Genomic DNA, 17,834 nt, shown 5'->3' on the forward strand with positions numbered 1-17,834 from the left:
GCGAACCCGGTGCCGCGGCTCGCCCACGCCCCGCCGCGCGCACCGCCCCACGCCGCAGCAGCGGCGCCGGCGCGTCCGCCGAAGACGAGCCCCTCAAGGAGCGAGTTCGACGCCAGCCGGTTCGCCCCGTGGACACCGGAGGAGGCCACCTCACCGGCAACGAACAGGCCGGGCACGCTGCTGCGCCCGTCGAGGTCGCTCGCTACCCCGCCCATCGTGTAGTGCGCGGCCGGAGAGACCGGCACCGGCTCGCGTCGCCAGTCGATGCCGTGCGCGGCGAGCGTCGCGGAGATCCCGGGGAAGCGACGCGACAGCGTGCCGGCTCCCCCTGAACGCTCGATCCCCGTCGCGTCGAGCCAGACCGTGCGCTCGCCCCGCTCACGCAGCACCCGGTGGATGGTGCGCGACACCACGTCGCGCGGCGCGAGCTCAGCGAGCGGGTGCGCCTCGACCATGAACCGGCTCCCCGCGCCGTCGCGCAGCACCGCACCGGCGCCGCGCACCGCCTCGGAGACGAGGTCCCCGCGCCCGGCCCCATCGCCGAGGTGCAGCACCGTGGGGTGGAACTGCACGAACTCGAGGTCGGCGACGAGCGCGCCGACCCCGGCTGCGAGCAGCACGCCGCTCCCCACCGCGCCTGCGTCGTTCGAGGTGCGCGGGAAGAGGCTCGCGTAGCCGCCGGTGGCGAGCACCACGGCGTCCGCCGCGCACGCGCTCGACGCGCCGTCCGGCAGGGCGAGCTCGGCGCCCGTCACCACGCCGGCCGTGCGCCGCAGCCCGGTCACCCGAGTGTTCTCGCGGAGCACCAGCCGCCCGCCGTCGACCGCGGCGCACACCCGCGCGCGCAGGAACGCGTGCAGCGCGGCGCCCGTGCGGTCGCCGCCGGCGTGCACCACGCGCGGGGCGCCGTGCGCGGCCTCGCGCCCGAGCGCCGGACTGCCGTCGCCCCCGCGGTCGACCTGCCAGCCCGCCGCGATGAGTGCGCGCACGCGCGCCGCGCCGTCGGCGACGAGCACCGCAGCGGCCTCCGCGTCGACGAGCCCGGCGCCAGCGGCCACCGTGTCGGCAAGGTGATCGCGCACGGCGTCACCCGGCCCGATCGCCGCGGCAACGCCGCCCTGCGCCAGCGCGGTGTTGCCGCCTGCGCCGCCGGTGAGCGGATCGAGTCGCCCAGGCAGCACCAGCTCAACGTCGGCGCCGGCGTCGAGCGCCGCAAGCGCCGCGGAGAGCCCGGCGACACCGGAACCGACGACGAGGATCATGGCCGGGCCGCGAGCATGCGCTCGAGCGCGACGCGCGAGTCGTCGGCCACCGCGTCGGACACGGTGATGCGGTTCGGCGTCTCGCCGGCGAGCAGCGATTCGAGCGTCCACGCGAGGTACGCGGGGTGGATGCGATACATCGTCGAGCAGGGGCACACCACCGGGTCGAGGCAGAAGATCGTGAGATCCGGCCGCTGCTCCTGGAGGCGGTTCACGAGGTTGATCTCGGTGCCCACCGCGATCACGCTGCCCGGCGCTGCCGCCTCGATCTCCTTGCGGATGTACTCGGTCGAACCGGCGCCGTCCGCCGCCTCGACGACCGCTGCCGGGCACTCGGGGTGCACGATGACGCGCACGCCGGGGAAGTCCGCGCGCGCCTGCTCGATCTGGGCGACGGTGAAGCGCTTGTGCACCGAGCAGAACCCGTTCCACAGGATCACCTTCGCGTCGCGCAGCTGCTCCTCGGTGTTGCCGCCGAGCGCGAGGTGCGGCCGCCACAGCGGCATCTGGTCCTCGGTGATTCCCATCCCCTTCGCGGTGTTGCGGCCGAGGTGCTGGTCGGGGAAGAACACCACGCGCTGGCCGCGCGCGAACGCCCACTCGAGCACGGTGCGCGCGTTCGATGAGGTGCACACGATGCCACCGTTTCGCCCGCAGAACGCTTTGATGGCCGCCGAGGAGTTCATGTAGGTCACGGGGATCACCGGCTGCAGTTCCCCGTCGGCCGCTGAGCCGAGCGCGGCGGTGAGCTCGCGCCAGCAATCCTCCACCTGCTCGATCGTCGCCATGTCGGCCATCGAGCAACCGGCGGCGAGGTTCGGCAGGATGACCGCCTGCTCGGGGCCGGAGAGGATGTCGGCGGTCTCCGCCATGAAGTGCACGCCGCAGAACACGAACGCCTCGGCCTCCGGGTGCTGCTTCGCCGCCTGCGCGAGCATGAACGAGTCGCCGACGAAGTCGGCGTGCGCCACGATCTCGTCGCGCTGGTAGAAGTGGCCGAGGATCTGCACGCGCTGCCCCAGCTCGGCCTTCGCCGCGCGAATCCACTCGGTGAGCTGCTCGTCACTCGCGTTCGTGTAGCGGACGGGCAGCGGTCCCTGGCGGGGGGCCGCCCCCGGGATCTCGTCGTCGGCGGAGGCGCCGGGCCCGTAGCCCGGATCCTGATCGATCGCCCACGGGTCGCGCACGAGCCCCGTGTCGCAGCTGGAGACACCGGTGGCGCGCAGCGCGATCGGTCGCCGGTGCGGCGCAGCGCTCGGCCGGCCGGTGCCCTGCGGCGCGGTCGCCGCCTCGCGCGTTGCCGCGTCGCGGATGAGTTCGTGCACGCTCGTCATGCTGAGCTCCTTGTGGGTGTGTGGGTGAAGAGTGGGGTGGTCTGTGGTGCGTCGTCGCCGTCGGCCTCGCCGAAGCGGTAGAGCCGCGCCGGTCGATGCGCGCCGCCCGAGGTGCGGCGCCCCGTGTCGCGCAGGCCGCCGCGCGCGAGCGCCTGCCGGCGGAAGTTCGCGGGATCGATGGGCTCGCCGAGCACCGCCTCGGTGACCTCGCGGAGCTGACTGAGCGTGAACTCGGAGCCGAGGAAGCGGTACGCCACCGCCGCGTACTCGGTGCGTGCGCGGAGCCTGGCGAGCGCGTAGGCCACGATCTCCGCGTGGTCGAAGGCGAGCTCGGGCAGGGCGTCCGCGGTGAACCAGCGCACGTTGCCGCTCGCCGCCGCGTCGTCGGCCGCGCGGCGCCCAGCTGACCTCGACGCTGGCGCCGGCGCGAGCGCTGGATCCGGTGCTGGATCGTCCCAGCGCCGCGGCGCGTGCGCGAGCGGGGACCGCTGCTCGGGATCGGGATCCGCGGCGGCGGTCGACGCTGGCGCGGCGAGCTCGCGCTCACCGTAGAGCGCCCAGTACGCGATCGTGACGAGCCGCTGGGCGTCGGCCGAGCGCTCGACCCCACCGAAGGAGTAGAGCTGTTCGAGCGAGCCAGGATCGCGCCGCACGGCGCCGCGCAGCGTGCGCTCGGCGGTGTCGGTGAGCGTCTCGTCCCACTCGGTCGGCCCGCCGGGGAGGGCCCACTGCCCGAGGAACGGCGCGCGGGTGCGGCGCACGAGTGGCAGCCAGATCGCTGGCGCGCGGCGCGCGGTGAGTGCGGCGTCGTCGCGCTCCGCATCACTCGGCGGCTGCAGGGCGAAGGCCACGACCGACACTGCAACCGCAGGGGGCAGCGTGCGCCGCTCGCTCACGCTCGTGGTGCCGTAGGGCATCGCCGCTCCGTCCGTTCAGGAGGCCTCGCCACTCCCCGGGCGGGAGTTAAGGTCAAGATGACTATAACTCAGCGTACGCCACTTCTGCGCTCCGTCAAGTGGCGTGCGGGCACCCAGCGACCGCACCGCAAAGACACGAGATTGTCACGATTCCGCAACAGCGGGCTGCAGTGGGATATGCTCAGCCGCAAGACCAGTAATGCCGAACGTTGGGATTCACCAGCAAGTTTTGTCCGTCGCAAACATGCGGCACCGCTACCAGTCTCCACGTCGGCGCCGTCGCCGTGGCACCCCGGCCGCCTCTCGCGGCCAGCAACACAAAGGAAATACAGTATGGCCACCGGCACCGTGAAATGGTTCAACTCCGAAAAGGGCTTCGGCTTCATCACCCCCGACGATGGGGCATCCGACGTCTTCGCGCACTTCAGCGCGATCCAGGGCTCGGGCCGTCGCGACCTGTTCGAAGAGCAGCGCGTCGAGTTCGACATCGAGCAGGGCCCCAAGGGCCTGCAGGCAAGCAACATCCGCGCGATCTAAGCAGCGGACGTTCGGCGGCGCGCACGCGTCGCACCCACTGCTTGAGCGGTGAACGCCACAGAGAGGCGGGGCTTCGGCCCCGCCTCTCTGCTGTGTTCTCCCCCTCCGCGGCCGCATTGTAGAAAGGCCACAGCCCGTTCGACACCGCGCGCATCGCGTCGATACATTCGGAGGCACCGCGCACACCAGAGAGGGCCGCATGTCAATGCCGACGTATCCCCACCTGTTCAGCCCGCTCGACCTGGGCTGGGTCACCCTCCCCAATCGCATCATCATGGGTTCGATGCACCTCGGGCTCGAGGAGGAGCCCGACGGGGCCGAGCGCCTCGCGGCGTTCTACCGCGAGCGCGCGGCTGGCGGGGCCGCCCTGATCATCACCGGCGGCGTCTCCCCCAACGCGGCCGGCCGCCTCACCCCGGGCGCCGCGCTCCTCGCGGACGCGTCAGCGGTTGCGCAGCACCGCACGGTCACGGACGCCGTGCACGAGGCAGGCGGGCGCATCGCGCTGCAGATCCTGCACGCCGGACGCTACGCCGCGCACCCTGGCGCCGTGGCCCCCAGCCCCATCCAAGCCCCGATCTCCCCGATCACCCCGCACGAGCTGAGCGCCGCCGAGGTGGAGCAAACGATCACCGACTACGTGCGCACCGCGGAGCTCGCGCGCGACGCAGGCTACGACGGCGTGGAGATCATGGGCTCCGAGGGCTACCTCATCAATCAGTTCATCGCCGCGCGCACGAACCAGCGCAGCGACGAGTGGGGCGGCTCCTTCACGCAGCGGGTGCGCTTCCCGCTCGAGATCATCCGCCGCACGCGCGCGGCGCTCGGCGACGCCTTCATCATCGTCTACCGGCTCTCCATGCTGGATCTCGTGCCGGGCGGCTCCACCCCGGCGGAGGTCGCCGAACTCGCGCGCCTCGCCGAGGCCGCTGGCGCCACGCTCCTCAACACGGGCATCGGCTGGCACGAGGCCCGCGTCCCAACGATCGCGAGCTCCGTGCCGCGCGGAGCGTTCACGTGGGTGACGCGCCGCCTCATGGGCACCGTCTCGATCCCGCTCATCGCAACGAACCGCGTGAACACCCCGGAGGCCGCCGAGCGCGCGCTCGCGGCAGGCGACGCCGACCTCGTCTCGCTCGCGCGCCCCTTCCTCGCCGACCCGGAGTTCGTCGCGAAGGCCGCGGCAGGCACCCCTGAGCGCATCAACACGTGCATCGGCTGCAATCAGGCCTGCCTCGACCACACGTTCTCCGGCAAGCTGGCCAGCTGCCTCGTGAACCCGCGCGCCGGCGCAGAGACCGAGCTGCGCATCACCCGCTCGCGCGCGCCACGCAGGATCGCCGTCGTCGGGGCCGGGCCAGCGGGGCTCGCGTGCGCGACCACCGCCGCCGAGCGCGGCCACGACGTGACCCTCTTCGACGCGGCCGAGCGCATCGGCGGGCAGCTGAACGTCGCACTCCAGGTGCCGGGGAAGAGCGAGTTCCGCGAGACCCTGCGCTACTTCCAGGTGCGCCTCGCGGAGACCGGCGTCGACGTGAGGCTCGGCACGCGCGCGAGCGCCGAGGCGCTCGCGGACGGCGGCTTCGACGAGATCGTGCTCGCCACCGGTGTGCTGCCGCGCACCCCCGAGATCCCCGGCCTCGCAGATCCGCGCGTGCTCACCTACCTGGACGTGCTGCGCGACCGCGCGCCGGTCGGCGAGCGCGTCGTGATCCTCGGCGCCGGTGGCATCGGCTTCGATGTCGCCGAGTTCCTCACGCACGAGGGCACCGACGACCCGGCAGACGTCGCCGGGTTCCTCGCGCACTGGGGCGTGGATCCCGCATCGACCGAGCCGGGCGGCGTGCGCGCTGCGGTGGCGACCGGGGCGCGCGAGGCGAACCGGGCGAGCGGCGATCCCAGCGCGCACTCCCCCGCGCGCACGGTCACCATGCTGCAGCGCAAGCCGGGCAAGCTCGGCGCTGGGCTCGGCAAGACCACGGGCTGGATCCACCGGAGCGAGCTCGCCAGCCGCGGCGTGCAGATGGTGCCGGGCGCGAGCTACCTCGGAGTCACCGCGGCGGGCTTGCACATCGCCGCGGACGGGGCCGAGCGCACGGTGCCGGCCGACACGATCGTGCTCTGCACCGGCCAGGAACCCGAGCGCTCACTCCACGCGGCACTCGCGGAGCGCGGGATCGCGGCGCACCTCATCGGCGGTGCCGACGTCGCGGCCGAGCTCGACGCGAAGCGCGCGATCGATCAGGGCACGCGGCTCGCGGCGGCGCTGTAGCGGAAGGAGCTACTCGAGCACCTCGCCGGCGACGGCCAGCGCCTCGGCGAGCTGCGCGTCGAGCGGCGTCCGCCCGGCACCGCGCTCGGCCCACCGCCACACCGCGCCGAACATCGCCGCGGCGTAGCCGGCGCCAGCCACCTCTGCGGCGAGCGCGCCGCTGCCGTCGCGCACGAGCCGCTCGGAGATCGCTGCGCCGAGCCGGAGCTGGCGCTCGGCGCGGCCGGCGGCGAGCTCGGCCTCAACCCCCATCGTGCGCGCGTCGACGATCGCGAGCGCGAGCGTGTCGGGGTGCGGCCCGTCGGCGAGCCGCGCGAGCGCTGCGGGCAACCGCACCGCTGGATCCGCCACCGCGTCGAGCACGGCGGCGATGCGCTGGTCGAGCACGAACCACAGGATGTCCGCCTTCCCGGCGAAGTAGTTGAAGAAGCTCGAGCGGCTCACGCCCGCGCGCCGCGTGATTTCGGTCACCGCTGTGGCCTCGTACCCCTGCTCGAGGAACAGCTCGGTCGCCGCGTCAGCGATCGTCTCGCGGGAGGAGGCGCGGGGGCGCCCGCGCGCTGCGGTGCTCATGACCCCAGCCTATCGGGGCGCGGCCGGGCCGCCGCGGCACGCTGGCGCACCAGCGGTGCGTCCGTAGGCTAGACTGCTCGTTGTTGAACTCGATCTAACAACCCAGTTGGGAGCCGCCACCATGGCACTGCACACCCCGCGGGCACGCACCGCCCCGCGCGCACTCGGCCTCACCGGCCTCGCGATCCTCGCCACCGGCGCGGCCCTCGCGCTCAGCTCGTGCGCGAGCCCGGGCGGCGCGCAGCCCGACGCGGGGGCCGCGCGCGACGGCGGCACCCTGGTCTACGCCACCGGCGACGCCGAGCCCACCTGCCTCGACCCGCACGTCGGCGGCAACTACCCGCAGGCGCTCATCTCGACGCAGTACCTCGAACCGCTCGTCGGCCGCACCGCCGACGGCGAGATCACCCCCTGGCTCGCCACCGAGTGGAGCACCAGCGAGGACGGACTCACCTGGGACTTCACGCTCCGCGATGGCGTGACGTTCACCGACGGCACGCCGCTCGACGCCGCGGCGGTGCAGGCGAACATCGAGCACCTGCAGGATCCGGACACCCAGTCCTCGACCGGCTACCTCGCCGTCGAGAAGGTCGAGCGCGTCGAGGCGGTGGACGCCACGCACGCGCGCTTCCACCTCTCGGCCCCGGACTCGGCGCTGCTCGAATCGCTCAGCCAGCAGTGGACGGCCATCCAGTCGCCCGCCGGCATCGCCCGCGGCATGGAGGAGAACTGCCAGTCCCCCGTCGGCACCGGCCCCTTCATCGTCCAGGGCTGGGCCCCGCAGCAGTCGGTCACGCTCGTGCGCAACGAGGATTACGCGACGCCGGGCCCCGAGGCCGACCACGAGGGTGCCGCACACCTCGACGGCATCGAGTGGCGATTCATCCCCGACGCCGCGACCCGCTACGCCGCCCTCGCCTCCGGCGAGGTGCAGGTGATCGACAACCCGCTGCCCGGCGACATCGTCGCGGCGGAGGACGCCGGCATCGCACACATCAACGCGCCGCGGCCCGGCGCGTCAAACCGCATCGAGCTGAACTCGGCGCAGGCCCCGTTCGACGACATCCGTGTGCGCGAGGCGTTCATCCGCGCGGCTGACCCGAGCCCCGGGATCGAGTCGCTCACCCGCGGCACCGCTGAGCGCTCGACGTCAGCCCTCGCGAGTACGGAGCCCGCGGGCGTCAGCGATCCCGAGCGGTTCGTCACCGACACGGCGCAGGCGGCGACGCTGCTCGACGAGGCCGGCTGGGTCGACACCGACGCCGACGGCGTGCGCGTGAAGGACGGGAAGCGGCTCACCGTGCGCTTCCCCGTGAGCACGAACCAGTCGACCGCGGCCGAGCAGTCGCTCTTCGAGCAGATCCAGGCGAACACCGCGGAGCTCGGCTTCGACGTGCAGCTCTCCCCCGTCGACCTCAGCACCTGGTACGGCGCGCTCGGCGCGAACGAGTACGAGGCCGTGAGCGCTCCGTACACGAAGGTGGGCCCCGACGTGCTGCGCATCCTCTTCCACTCGGACGGGATCGTGCCAGCACCGTCCGGCTACTTCGCGAACCACGCGCAGCTCGCGGATCCCAAGCTCGACGCGATCCTCGACGAGGCGTCTCGCACCCTCGACGCCGACGCCCGAACGAAGCTGTACGCCGACGCGCAGGAGCGCATCCTCGCGAGCTACACCGTCCTGCCGCTCTATGATCAGCAGAACCACTTCCTCACGAAGGGGGTCACGGGCGTCGCGACGCTCGGCACCGTGGCCACACCGACCTTCGTGAACGCGCAGCTCACGGAGTAAGCATGACCGCAGGGGGCACCGGCTCCACCGGCACCGCGCGGGCGGCACGAGTCGCCCGCGCGGTGCTGCGACGCGCGGGATCGGCGCTCCTCGTGGTGCTCGTCACCGCGACGCTCGTGTTCGTCGCCGTGCGCGCCACCGGGGATCCGCTCGAGGCGATCCTCGGCGGGCCGGGATCCCAAGCGAGCGCCGAGGCCGTCGCGCGCGCACGCGCCGACTACGGCCTCGACCAGCCGCTCATCGTGCAGTACCTGGCGCAGCTCTGGCGCACCGTCACGCTGCAGTTCGGCGACTCGTACGCGCGCAAGCAGCCCGTCGGCGAGCTGCTCGCCGCGAACGTGCCGCCCACTGTGCTGCTCGCCTCGCTCGCGCTCGTGCTGGCCTGGCTGCTCGCGCTCGGCGGCGCGCTGCTCGCCGCGACCCAGCGCGGGCGCATCGGCCGCGCCGTGCGCGGGGCCCTCGCGGGCATCGAGACGATCGTGTCGGTGACCCCGCACTTCTTCCTCGGCGCGGTGCTGATCCTCGTCTTCGCCAGCGGGCTCGGGATCTTCCCCGCGACGAGCAGCGGCGCGTCCCCGGCCGGCCTCGTGCTGCCCGTCGTCACGCTCGCCGTGCCGATCGCCGGCTACCTCGCGCACGTGATGCACGGCTCACTCGAGGAGGCCGACGCCGCACCGTTCGCCACGACGGCACGCGCACGCGGCGCCGCGGAGACCCGCGTGCTGCTCACGCACACGCTGCGCCACGCCGCGCTCCCCGCGCTCGCGCTGTCGGGCTGGGCGTACGGCTCGCTCCTCAGCGGCGCGGTGGTGGTCGAGGCGCTCTTCGCCCGGCCGGGGCTCGGGCGCATGCTGCTCGAGGCCACCATGGTGCGCGACGTGCCCGTGGTGATCGGCGGCGTCACCGTGATCGCGCTCCTCTACGTCGCCGTGTTGCTCGCCACCGAGCTCGCCGAGCCGCTCGTCGACCCGCGCCTGCGCGCCGCCGTGCGGGCCGAGGCTCCCGCGTGAGCCGGGACCCTGGCGTGAGCGCGCCCCGCCTCCGCGTCCCCGAGCTCGCGAGCCTCGCCGTGCTCGCGCTCGCCCTCCTCGCCGTGTGCGCCCCCTGGCTCCTCGCGCCGGGCGATCCGCTCGCCATCCAGCCGGCCGACGCGTTCCTGCCGCCATCGCTCGCGCACCCGCTCGGCACCGACGAGTCGGGCCGTGACGTGGCCACCCGGGTGGTGCACGGCGCCCGCGCGTCCGTCGGCATCGGGCTCGCTGCAACGGGGATCGGGATCGGGGCCGGCGCGCTGCTCGGCTTCGTCGCCGGGCTCGGCCCGCGCCCCGTCGACGCCGCGCTCGGCCGCCTCTTCGAGGTGCTGTTCGCGCTCCCCACCCTCGTCATGGCGCTGCTCTTCATCGCGGTGCTGGGCAGCGGCCCCACCGCAGCGATCCTCGCGATCGGGATCGCCACCGTACCCGGATACGCGCGCATGCTCCGTGCGCGCGTGCGCGGGGTGGCGCGGAGCGGCTACGTGGAGTGGGCCCGCCTCGACGGGGTGTCCCCCGCGCGCGTGCTGGTGCGGCACGTCGCCCCGAACACGCTGTGGCCGCTCGTGTCGGCCGCGACGCTCGGCGTTGGGCAGGCGATCGTGTGGGTATCCGCGCTCGGCTTCCTCGGGCTCGGCGCCGAGCCGCCAGCCCCCGAGTGGGGCGCGATGCTCAACGCCGGGCGCGTCTACCTCACCTCCGCCTGGTGGATGACCGTCGGGCCAGGCCTCGCGATCGTCGTCACGGCCGCAGCACTCACCGTGCTGGGCCGCCGACTCGCACGCGGAACGGAGCTCGCATGACGGAACCGCTGCTCGAGGTCGCCGGGCTCAGCGTCGCGGCACCGGGCGGGGCTCCCGTCCTCGCCGAACTGGAGCTTGCCGTCTCGCCGGGCGAGTGCCTCGCGATCGTCGGCGAGTCAGGCGCTGGCAAGTCGGTACTTGCGCGAACCCTGCTCGGCCTCACGCAGGCCAGCGCGCGCTGGCGCGTCGACGCTGACGCGCTGCGGATCGCCGGGCGGGATCTGCGCCGCGCCTCGCAGCGGCAATGGCGCGGCGTGCGCGGGGCCGCCGTCGGCCTGGTGCTGCAGGACGCGCTGCAGTCCCTCGACCCGCTCCGCACGATCGGCGCGGAGGTCGGCGAGGCGCTCGCCATCCGCGGGGTGCGCGGGGCGGCCCGCCGGGCGGCGGTCGTCGCCGCGCTAACGGCCGCCGGCCTGCCCGACGCGGAGTCGCGGCTCGCGCAGCGCTCGGGCGAGCTGTCGGGCGGCATGCGGCAGCGCGCGCTCATCGCCGCCGCGCTCGCGGCTGGCCCACCGCTGCTCATCGCCGACGAGCCGACCACGGCGCTCGACTCGGCGACCGCGGCGCGCGTGCTCGCGCACCTGCGGGAGATCCGGGATCGCGGCACCGGCCTGCTGCTCATCAGTCACGACATCGGCGCGGTCGCGCGCGTCGCCGACCGGGTCGCGGTGCTGGCCGGCGGGCGGCTCGTGGAGTCGGGGCCGACCGCCGAGTTCCTTGCGCGTCCGAGGACCGCCGCGGGGCGCGCGCTCGTCGCGGCGATGCCGCGCGGCCCGAAGCCCGCGCTGGCGCGGGGCCAGGGGGCCGAGAACGGCGGTGCGCAGGATCACGGTGCGCAGGATCGCAGGGCCGGGGATCACCGCGCGCAGCCGGGTCTGGCCGATCCCACCGGCCTCCCGCCTGGCCGCGAGCTCATCACACTCACCGAGGCGAGCCGCCTCTTCGCCGCCCCGGGCGGCGGCACCACCGGGCTCCGCGGGGTCTCACTCACCCTCCGCGCCGGCGAGGCGCTCGGCGTGGTCGGCGAGTCGGGGGCGGGCAAGACCACGCTCGCCCGCGTGCTCGCGGGGGCCGAGCAGCCGGACGCTGGCCGCGTCGAGCACGGCCGTCCGGCACCGCGGGTGCGGCTCATCCCGCAGGACCCGCTCGCCACCTTCGACCCGCGGTGGCGCGTCGAACGCATCCTCGCGGCGTCGATCCAGCGCGACGCGGGCTCCGGTGTCTCAGGCCCTGGCATCTCACGCGCTCCCAGCGCGGCTGCACCGAACGCCCCCGCCACACCCCGCACCCCCGCGGAGCTGCTGCTCGCGGTCGGCCTCGATCCCGAGCTGCTGGGCCGCCGGCCGGCGACGCTCTCGGGTGGGCAGCGGCAGCGGGTCGCGATCGCGCGGGCGCTCGCGGCGGAGCCGGATGTGCTCGTGTGCGATGAGCCGGTGTCTGCCCTCGACATGGCGACGCAGGCGGGCATCCTGGCGCTGCTGCGCGAACTGCAGGCGCGGGAGGGCGTGGCGCTCGTGTTCGTGTCGCACGACCTCGCGGCGGTGCGCACGGTGGCCGATCGTGTGCTGATCATGCGCGACGGCGGCGTGGTCGAGGAGGGGCCGACGGAGCGCGTCTTCGGTGCCCCGAGCCACCCGTTCACGCGCGAGCTCATCGAGGCGGCGACCCCCTCCTGACCCTGCCGCTGCACCCACCCCACCCCACCCCACCCCAATCTTTGTTCGACTTTGATCCGGAACTGCCGTCTATTCCGACCCAAACCCCACGCAAGTCTGGGCAGCGGCGCGGGGGCACCCACCCACCCCGGATTTGGTGCGAGTTTGGTCGGGAATAGCGGTCTATTCCGGATCAAACTGGCAGGGAACAGGGGTGGGCGGGAGCGGGGCAGGCGGGCAAGGCGGGAGCGGAGCGGGCGAGCGGGCAGCGCCCCACCGAGCACCCCCTCCTAGCGCTCCCCCCGCGCCAGCTTCGACGGCCACCAGATCGCGCGGCCGATGTCGTAGCTCAGCGCCGGCACGAGCAGCGAGCGCACGATGAACGTATCGAGCAGCACGCCGAAGGCCACGATGAACGCGATCTGCACGAGGAACAGGATCGGGATCACCGACAGCGCGGCAAACGTCGCGGCGAGCACGAGCCCGGCCGAGGTGATCACCCCGCCCGTGATCGAGAGGCCGCGCAGCACCCCAGCGCGGGTGCCGTGCGCGAGCGACTCCTCGCGCACCCGCGTCATCAGGAAGATGTTGTAGTCGATGCCGAGCGCGACGAGGAAGACGAAGCTGTAGAGCGGCACCGCGGGATCCGCGCCGGGGAACTGGAACACGTGCGTGAAGAGCCAGCCGGCAACGCCGAGCGCCGTTCCGAAGGAGAGCACCGTCGTCGCGACGAGCAGCAGCGGGGCGACGATCGAGCGCAGCAGCAGCATGAGGATCAGCGTGATCACGAGCAGCACGATCGGGATGATGAGCGTACGGTCGTGGATCGACGCGTCGTTCGTGTCGAGCGCGGTCGCGGTGACGCCGCCGACGAGCGCGGCAGGCACGGCCTCAGCGAGCTCGGCACGGATCTCGCGGACGGTCTCCCCCGCGGCGTCGGAGTCGGCCGCGTCGCTCAGCGTCGCCTGCAGGAGCACGTCACCGTCCGCGACGGTGGGCTCGGGTGCCTCCGCGGCCGGCATCCCCGGCATCCCCGGCGGGCCGACCTGACCGATGCCGTCAGCCGTGACGGGCAGCGTGCCGCTCACCGAGTCGGTCGCGGTGACGCTCACGCTCTCGATGCCGTCCTGCGCGAGCAGCGCGTCGGCGGTGGCCTGCAGCTCGTCCTCCGGCGTGATCACCATCACGGGACTGCCTGATCCACCGGGGAAGTGCTCGCCGAGCGCCCGCTGGCCATCGCGCGCCTCGGAGGCGCCGAGGACGAGGTCGGACTGCGGCACTCCGCTCGCGTCGAGCTGGGACGCGCCCACCACACCGACGGCGAGCACGAGCGCGGTGACGATCCAGATCGGGCGGTGGCGGCGCTTGATCCAGCCGGCGAGCTTCGCCCACACGCCGCCGTGAATGCCGTGCTCGGCTGCGACGACCTCGGGCTCGAACTTCGGCCGCTTGGGCCAGAACGCTGCGCGCCCGAACGCGAAGAGCACGGCGGGCAGGAGCGTGAGCGCCGCGAGCATCGCGAACACGATCCCGATCGCGGCGATCGGGCCGAGCGAGCTGTTCGACTTCAGATCGGACAGCAGCAGGCAGAGCAGGCCGGCGATGACGGTTCCGCCGGAGGCGAGGATCGGTTCGATCGAGCCCTTCAGCGCGCGGACGGTCGCGGCGCCGCGATCCTCAACGAGCCGCAGTTCCTCCCGGTAGCGGGAGACGTAGAGCAGCGAGTAGTCGGTGGCCGCGCCGATCACGAGGATGAAGAGGATGCCCTGTGTCTGCCCGGAGAGCATGAGGAGGCCCCACTTTGCGAGCCACCAGTTGAGCAGGAGCGCGGCGGTGAGTGCGATGACGCTCGTGCCGAGCACGGCGACCGGGAGCAGCAGCGAGCGGTACACGACGATGAGGATGACGAACACCGCGGCGAGCGCGACGCCGAGCAGGATCCCGTCGATGCCGGAGAAGCCGTTGACGAGGTCGGCGGTGAAGCCGGCCGGGCCGGTGACGAAGACCTCGACGCCGGCCGGGGCAGCGGCGCGGAGCTCGTCGCCCACCGCGTTCACGGTGTCGCGGAGCTCGTCACCGCTGTCGATGGGCACGAAGAGCTGCGCTGCGCGGCCGTCCTCGGACGGGATCAGCGGCGAGAGGGCGTCGCTGACGCCCGGCACCTGATCGGGCAGCGCCGCTGCCGCGTCCCCCAGTGCGGCGAGCTGCTCGGGCGAGAAGGCCTCGTCCTGCGTGAGCACCACGACGGCGGGGATGTCGTCGCCGTCGCGGAAGTCCCCGAGCCGCTGCTGCACCTGCGTCGCCTCGGCGGAGGTCGGGAGGTAGGTGGTCTGGTCGTTCGATGAGACCTCACTCACCTTGCCGAAGTACGGGCCGCCGACGCCCGCCGCCGCGACCCAGATGAGGATCAGGGCCGCGGGGACCAGCACGCGCAGCCACGTTGGCCACCGTCGGGCGGTGCTGGAGCGCTGCGCGCGCTCCCTCGTGTCGTCGCGCTTCGTTGACATCCCCCACCTCACTTAGTTAGCCAGAGTTAATAATACCCCCTGGCACAATTTACCGGTGGGGATAACATAGCATCATGTCTGAGTTCGAGCCACCTCCCGGAACCCCCGGGATGTACGACGTGGCCGGCAACGATCCCGACGGCCGCCTCGTCGACCGCAGCGGGATGTCACCGCGGGACCTCGCCGAGATCGGCGCGCTCATGGCGGCGCTCGGCGCGCTCCGCGAGGCGGAGGACCGACTGTCCGAGGCGTCGCTCAAGTACATGGAGCTCGGCCGCACCGACATGCGCGCCCTCCATTTCCTCATCGTCACGGAAAACCAGGGCGGGATCGCCACCCCAGGCTCGATCGCCGCGCACCTCGGGATCACCACGCCCTCCACCACCAAGCTCCTCGATCGATTGGAGCGCGGCGGGCACATCAGCCGCTCGATCCACCCGAAGGATCGGCGCGCGTTCGCGATCGCGATCACGCCGGAAACGCGCGAGGCCGCTTTCCGCACGGTCGGCGCGCAGCAGGCGAAGCGATTCAACGCGGCGGCGCGCCTCACGAGCACGGAACGCGCGGCGGTCACCCGCTTCCTCACCGACATGACGCGCGAGATCGACGTCACCGGGCTCGACTGGGCGGGCGGCGACCCAGCCGCGGCCAGCTAGGCTCGAGAGCTATGGCTATCGGTGCGACCATCCACAACTTTGAGATCCAGCTGGCAGACGTCGACCGCGGGGTCTACGAGGAGCTGCAGCTGCGCGCTGCGCGCCACCCATCCGAAACCGCCGCGTACCTGGCAACGCGCGTGCTCGCGTACTGCCTCGAGTACGAGGAGGGCATCACCTTCGCCGCCGGGGGCGTGTCCGACACCGATGAGCCCGCGGTGCTCGTGCGGGATCTCACCGGCCAGATCACCGCGTGGATCGAGATCGGCGCGCCCGACGCCCAGCGACTGCACCACGGCAGCAAGCTCGCGGATCGCGTCGCGGTGTACACGCACCGGGATCCCGCCCGGCTCATGCCGAACTGGCAGGGGAAGACGATTCACGCCGCGGCAGCGATCCCGATCCGCTCGTTTGATCCCGGGTTCATCGACGCCATCGTGCCGCTCATCGAGCGCCGCAACACGATGACGGTGTCCGTCACCGAGGGGCAGCTCTACCTCGAGGTGAACGGCACGGCGCTCAGCTCGGAGATCCACGAGCACCGGATCGCGTAGCGCGATCCGGCACCCGCGGCGCAGAGGTCCGAGCGCGGCGCGGCGCTAGATCATCGAGCGCCCGTCACGCTTCGCCTCACGCCACTCCCGCACGAAGGCCCGAACAATGACCGTCAACGTGCCGGCAACGAGCACCGGCCACATCAGTACGTACAGGGTCAGGAGTACGGTGTTCCAGGTCATGCGCTGGTCCTCTCTACGTTGGTAATGGGTTCGCTCGCCGGTGAGCCTGCGACGGGATCAAAGTCGCCCGTGCGCTCGCGAATCAGCGCGAAATCGAAGGGCGCCTTCCGCGAAATGAGCGTCAGTGCAACGCACACGATGGTGCTCACTGCGTACGCCACGAGTGATCCCGAAAGCACCGGGTACAGGTGCAGGAACCCGATCGCGAACGGCGCTGCGGCGAGGGTCGACGCCGCGCCGACCACGAGCGCGACACGGAGCCCGAAGAACCCGAACGCCATGAGGCCGAGCACCACGCCGATGCCGATGGTGGCGAGCACGTCGCTCACGATCCCCACGCCACCGCTCAGTTCCACCCACGCGAAGCGCACCGGCAGGAACGCCGCGAGCGCCGCGACGACCGCCACACTGAACGCGACGTTCGTGACGCGGTCCCAATAGAAGCTCGCGATCACGGGGAACACCAGTGCGCCCCAGAGCGCGCCGACGAACACGAGCAGATCGAGGATGTTGAGCTGCGACCCCGCGAAGAAGATGCCCGCGGTCACCGCGACGATCATGGTGATCCGCCCGATGAGCACCATCGTGCGCGGGTTCGCGCGCCCCTTCCCTGCGACGTTCTGCCCGTAGATATCGGCCATCACAATCGACGCGAGCGCCGTCAGATCCGCGTCCGCGGTCGACGAGAGCGAACCGATGATCATGATGAAGAACAGCGCGAGCAGCGCCGGCGGCAGATATGTGGCCGCCAACTGCGGGATGAGGTTGTTCACGTCACCGCCCGCTGGCTCAATCCCCGCGTACAGCGCGATCACGCCGAGCATGCCAATGCCGATGATCGTGGCGCCGTAGCCCACCGTCGCGGTGACGAAGGTCTTCTTGATGAGGTCCTCGCGCACCGCGAAGAGGCGCTGCGCGATCGTCTGGTTGCCGATCGCGTACGCGAGCACGGCCGCAATGTAGGGTGCGCCTTGGTTGAAGAACGCGTCCGACGAGAAGAAATTCGACTGCTGCGGCGTGAGCCGGTGCGCGCCTGTCTCGAATAGCTCGGGCCCGCCTGCAGCGAAGAACACGACGGGAATGATGATCACCACGGCGCCCAGCATGAAGAGCACCTGCATGAAGTCAGTGAGCACCGAGGCGCGGAATCCCGCCCACAGCGTGTAGAGCAGCACACCCGCGCCGATCGCGATGATGCCCTGTGTGAAGGTGAACGGCGAGAGCATGTCGATGAGCGCACCACCAGCGATGAGGTTCGAGGTGAGGCTGATGATGCTGCCCAACACGTTGGAGCCCGCGAGCATCAATTGGCTGGAACGGCCATGCCGCGCGAACATCACCTCCGCGATCGTGTGCGCGCGGGGCGCGACCTGGCGGATCCGACGTCCAAAGGGATAGATCAGCAGAATCATCAGCGCGCCCCAGAGTCCGTAGTGGATCGGGCCAGAGAGTCCGTATTGGAAGCCGGAGGTGGCCGAGGCATACATCGACGCCGCCCAGATCCAGGTTGCGGTCATCGAAGCGGCGGAGATACCGAAGCCGATGCCGCCTCCGCCGGTCATGTACCCGTCGGCGTTCTCGCGCCTGCGGCTGATTCGGAGAGAAATGATGAGGCTCGCGCCAAAGAAGAGAATGAAGAGCCCGAGAACAACCGGGCCCGAGAGCTGCTGGAGCTCTGACATTGCGTGTTCCTTTCAAGATACGGATGGTCGGCGTCAGTGCCGGAAACCGAATGGTGAAAAGAGAAGACGCTAAGTG

The 17,834-nt window shown here is 72.2% G+C and carries 15 protein-coding genes; 8 read left to right on the plus strand and 7 right to left on the minus strand.

The genetic code is table 11. The features are described from left to right. The 3 genes from EGM46_RS04130 to EGM46_RS04140 all read right to left on the minus strand — a co-directional run. Nucleotides 1–1,262, minus strand: a 1,262-nt coding sequence (locus EGM46_RS04130; RefSeq protein WP_125098914.1) for an L-aspartate oxidase, incomplete at its 3' end; no start/stop codon positions are given. Then, entirely contained in the window at nucleotides 1,259–2,596 is a 1,338-nt protein-coding gene (nadA, locus tag EGM46_RS04135) for a quinolinate synthase NadA (RefSeq protein WP_125098915.1), read from the minus strand. The genes EGM46_RS04130 and nadA, both read right to left, overlap by 4 nt. Continuing rightward, complete coding sequence (locus EGM46_RS04140) at nucleotides 2,593–3,513, minus strand: NUDIX hydrolase (RefSeq protein ID WP_206427494.1); 921 nt, start codon at nucleotides 3,511–3,513, stop codon at nucleotides 2,593–2,595. Before EGM46_RS04140 ends, nadA begins: the two co-directional genes overlap by 4 nt. Before the next feature lie 333 nt (nucleotides 3,514–3,846). Between EGM46_RS04140 and EGM46_RS04145 the strand changes: the two genes are divergently transcribed. Next, the gene (locus tag EGM46_RS04145) at nucleotides 3,847–4,050 is read left to right on the plus strand and encodes a cold-shock protein (RefSeq protein WP_125098916.1); all 204 of its coding nucleotides are present in this window, start codon (nucleotides 3,847–3,849) and stop codon (nucleotides 4,048–4,050) included. Between the two features lie 199 nt (nucleotides 4,051–4,249). Then, a complete protein-coding gene (locus tag EGM46_RS04150; RefSeq protein ID WP_277425209.1) occupies nucleotides 4,250–6,322 on the plus strand; it encodes an NADPH-dependent 2,4-dienoyl-CoA reductase in 2,073 nt (690 codons plus the stop codon). Nucleotides 6,323–6,331: 9 nt separating this feature from the next. Here EGM46_RS04150 and EGM46_RS04155 read toward each other — a convergent pair whose 3' ends face one another. Continuing rightward, nucleotides 6,332–6,895 carry a TetR/AcrR family transcriptional regulator gene (locus tag EGM46_RS04155; protein WP_125098918.1) on the minus strand — a complete coding sequence of 188 codons (564 nt, stop codon included), beginning with the start codon at nucleotides 6,893–6,895 and terminating at the stop codon, nucleotides 6,332–6,334. A 121-nt stretch (nucleotides 6,896–7,016) separates the two neighbouring features. Here EGM46_RS04155 and EGM46_RS04160 point away from each other — a divergent pair, with 121 nt between their 5' ends. The 4 genes from EGM46_RS04160 to EGM46_RS04175 are packed head-to-tail and all read left to right on the plus strand — an operon-like array spanning nucleotide 7,017 to nucleotide 12,197. Then, nucleotides 7,017–8,687 (plus strand): ABC transporter substrate-binding protein, encoded by a 1,671-nt coding sequence (locus EGM46_RS04160; RefSeq protein ID WP_125098919.1) that lies wholly within the window; start codon nucleotides 7,017–7,019, stop codon nucleotides 8,685–8,687. Between the two features lie 2 nt (nucleotides 8,688–8,689). Then, nucleotides 8,690–9,697 carry an ABC transporter permease gene (locus tag EGM46_RS04165; RefSeq protein ID WP_125098920.1) on the plus strand — a complete coding sequence of 336 codons (1,008 nt, stop codon included), beginning with the start codon at nucleotides 8,690–8,692 and terminating at the stop codon, nucleotides 9,695–9,697. Further along, a complete protein-coding gene (locus EGM46_RS04170) occupies nucleotides 9,694–10,521 on the plus strand; it encodes an ABC transporter permease (RefSeq protein WP_241156170.1) in 828 nt (275 codons plus the stop codon). The genes EGM46_RS04165 and EGM46_RS04170 overlap by 4 nt, the downstream gene beginning before the upstream one ends. Further along, nucleotides 10,518–12,197, plus strand: coding sequence for an ATP-binding cassette domain-containing protein (locus EGM46_RS04175; protein WP_125098921.1), 1,680 nt, complete (start codon nucleotides 10,518–10,520; stop codon nucleotides 12,195–12,197). The genes EGM46_RS04170 and EGM46_RS04175 overlap by 4 nt, the downstream gene beginning before the upstream one ends. Before the next feature lie 269 nt (nucleotides 12,198–12,466). On the opposite strand, the gene EGM46_RS04180 is transcribed toward EGM46_RS04175, so the two are convergent. Further along, nucleotides 12,467–14,683, minus strand: a complete 2,217-nt coding sequence (locus EGM46_RS04180) for an MMPL family transporter (RefSeq protein ID WP_125098922.1) — start codon at nucleotides 14,681–14,683, stop codon at nucleotides 12,467–12,469. Nucleotides 14,684–14,757: 74 nt separating this feature from the next. Here EGM46_RS04180 and EGM46_RS04185 point away from each other — a divergent pair, with 74 nt between their 5' ends. Both EGM46_RS04185 and EGM46_RS04190 read left to right on the plus strand, forming a co-directional pair. Next, on the plus strand, nucleotides 14,758–15,339 hold the full coding sequence (locus EGM46_RS04185; protein ID WP_125098923.1) for a MarR family winged helix-turn-helix transcriptional regulator: 582 nt from the start codon (nucleotides 14,758–14,760) through the stop codon (nucleotides 15,337–15,339). Nucleotides 15,340–15,350: 11 nt separating this feature from the next. Beyond that, the gene (locus EGM46_RS04190) at nucleotides 15,351–15,893 is read left to right on the plus strand and encodes a YaeQ family protein (protein ID WP_125098924.1); all 543 of its coding nucleotides are present in this window, start codon (nucleotides 15,351–15,353) and stop codon (nucleotides 15,891–15,893) included. 45 nt (nucleotides 15,894–15,938) lie between these two features. On the opposite strand, the gene EGM46_RS14680 is transcribed toward EGM46_RS04190, so the two are convergent. Further along, nucleotides 15,939–16,076, minus strand: coding sequence for a putative transporter small subunit (locus EGM46_RS14680; RefSeq protein WP_164512809.1), 138 nt, complete (start codon nucleotides 16,074–16,076; stop codon nucleotides 15,939–15,941). Continuing rightward, nucleotides 16,073–17,758, minus strand: a complete 1,686-nt coding sequence (locus tag EGM46_RS04195; RefSeq protein WP_125098925.1) for a sodium:solute symporter family transporter — start codon at nucleotides 17,756–17,758, stop codon at nucleotides 16,073–16,075. Before EGM46_RS04195 ends, EGM46_RS14680 begins: the two co-directional genes overlap by 4 nt. Nucleotides 17,759–17,834 lie beyond the last annotated feature (76 nt).

It is taken from the genome of Leucobacter chromiireducens (assembly GCF_003917135.1).
GTDB lineage: Bacteria > Actinomycetota > Actinomycetes > Actinomycetales > Microbacteriaceae > Leucobacter > Leucobacter chromiireducens_A.

Bases quoted from the DNA above. Each gene is read 5' to 3' on its own strand.
- EGM46_RS04145 (WP_125098916.1), top strand. From the start codon at position 3,847: ATGGCCACCGGCACCGTGAAATGGTTCAACTCCGAAAAGGGCTTCGGC.
- EGM46_RS04195 (WP_125098925.1), bottom strand. From the start codon at position 17,758: ATGTCAGAGCTCCAGCAGCTCTCGGGCCCGGTTGTTCTCGGGCTCTTC.
- EGM46_RS04140 (WP_206427494.1), bottom strand. From the start codon at position 3,513: ATGCCCTACGGCACCACGAGCGTGAGCGAGCGGCGCACGCTGCCCCCT.
- EGM46_RS04165 (WP_125098920.1), top strand. From the start codon at position 8,690: ATGACCGCAGGGGGCACCGGCTCCACCGGCACCGCGCGGGCGGCACGA.
- EGM46_RS04175 (WP_125098921.1), top strand. From the start codon at position 10,518: ATGACGGAACCGCTGCTCGAGGTCGCCGGGCTCAGCGTCGCGGCACCG.
- EGM46_RS04155 (WP_125098918.1), bottom strand. From the start codon at position 6,895: ATGAGCACCGCAGCGCGCGGGCGCCCCCGCGCCTCCTCCCGCGAGACG.
- EGM46_RS04160 (WP_125098919.1), top strand. From the start codon at position 7,017: ATGGCACTGCACACCCCGCGGGCACGCACCGCCCCGCGCGCACTCGGC.
- nadA (WP_125098915.1), bottom strand. From the start codon at position 2,596: ATGACGAGCGTGCACGAACTCATCCGCGACGCGGCAACGCGCGAGGCG.
- EGM46_RS04185 (WP_125098923.1), top strand. From the start codon at position 14,758: ATGTCTGAGTTCGAGCCACCTCCCGGAACCCCCGGGATGTACGACGTG.
- EGM46_RS04190 (WP_125098924.1), top strand. From the start codon at position 15,351: ATGGCTATCGGTGCGACCATCCACAACTTTGAGATCCAGCTGGCAGAC.
- EGM46_RS04150 (WP_277425209.1), top strand. From the start codon at position 4,250: ATGTCAATGCCGACGTATCCCCACCTGTTCAGCCCGCTCGACCTGGGC.
- EGM46_RS04180 (WP_125098922.1), bottom strand. From the start codon at position 14,683: ATGTCAACGAAGCGCGACGACACGAGGGAGCGCGCGCAGCGCTCCAGC.
- EGM46_RS14680 (WP_164512809.1), bottom strand. From the start codon at position 16,076: ATGACCTGGAACACCGTACTCCTGACCCTGTACGTACTGATGTGGCCG.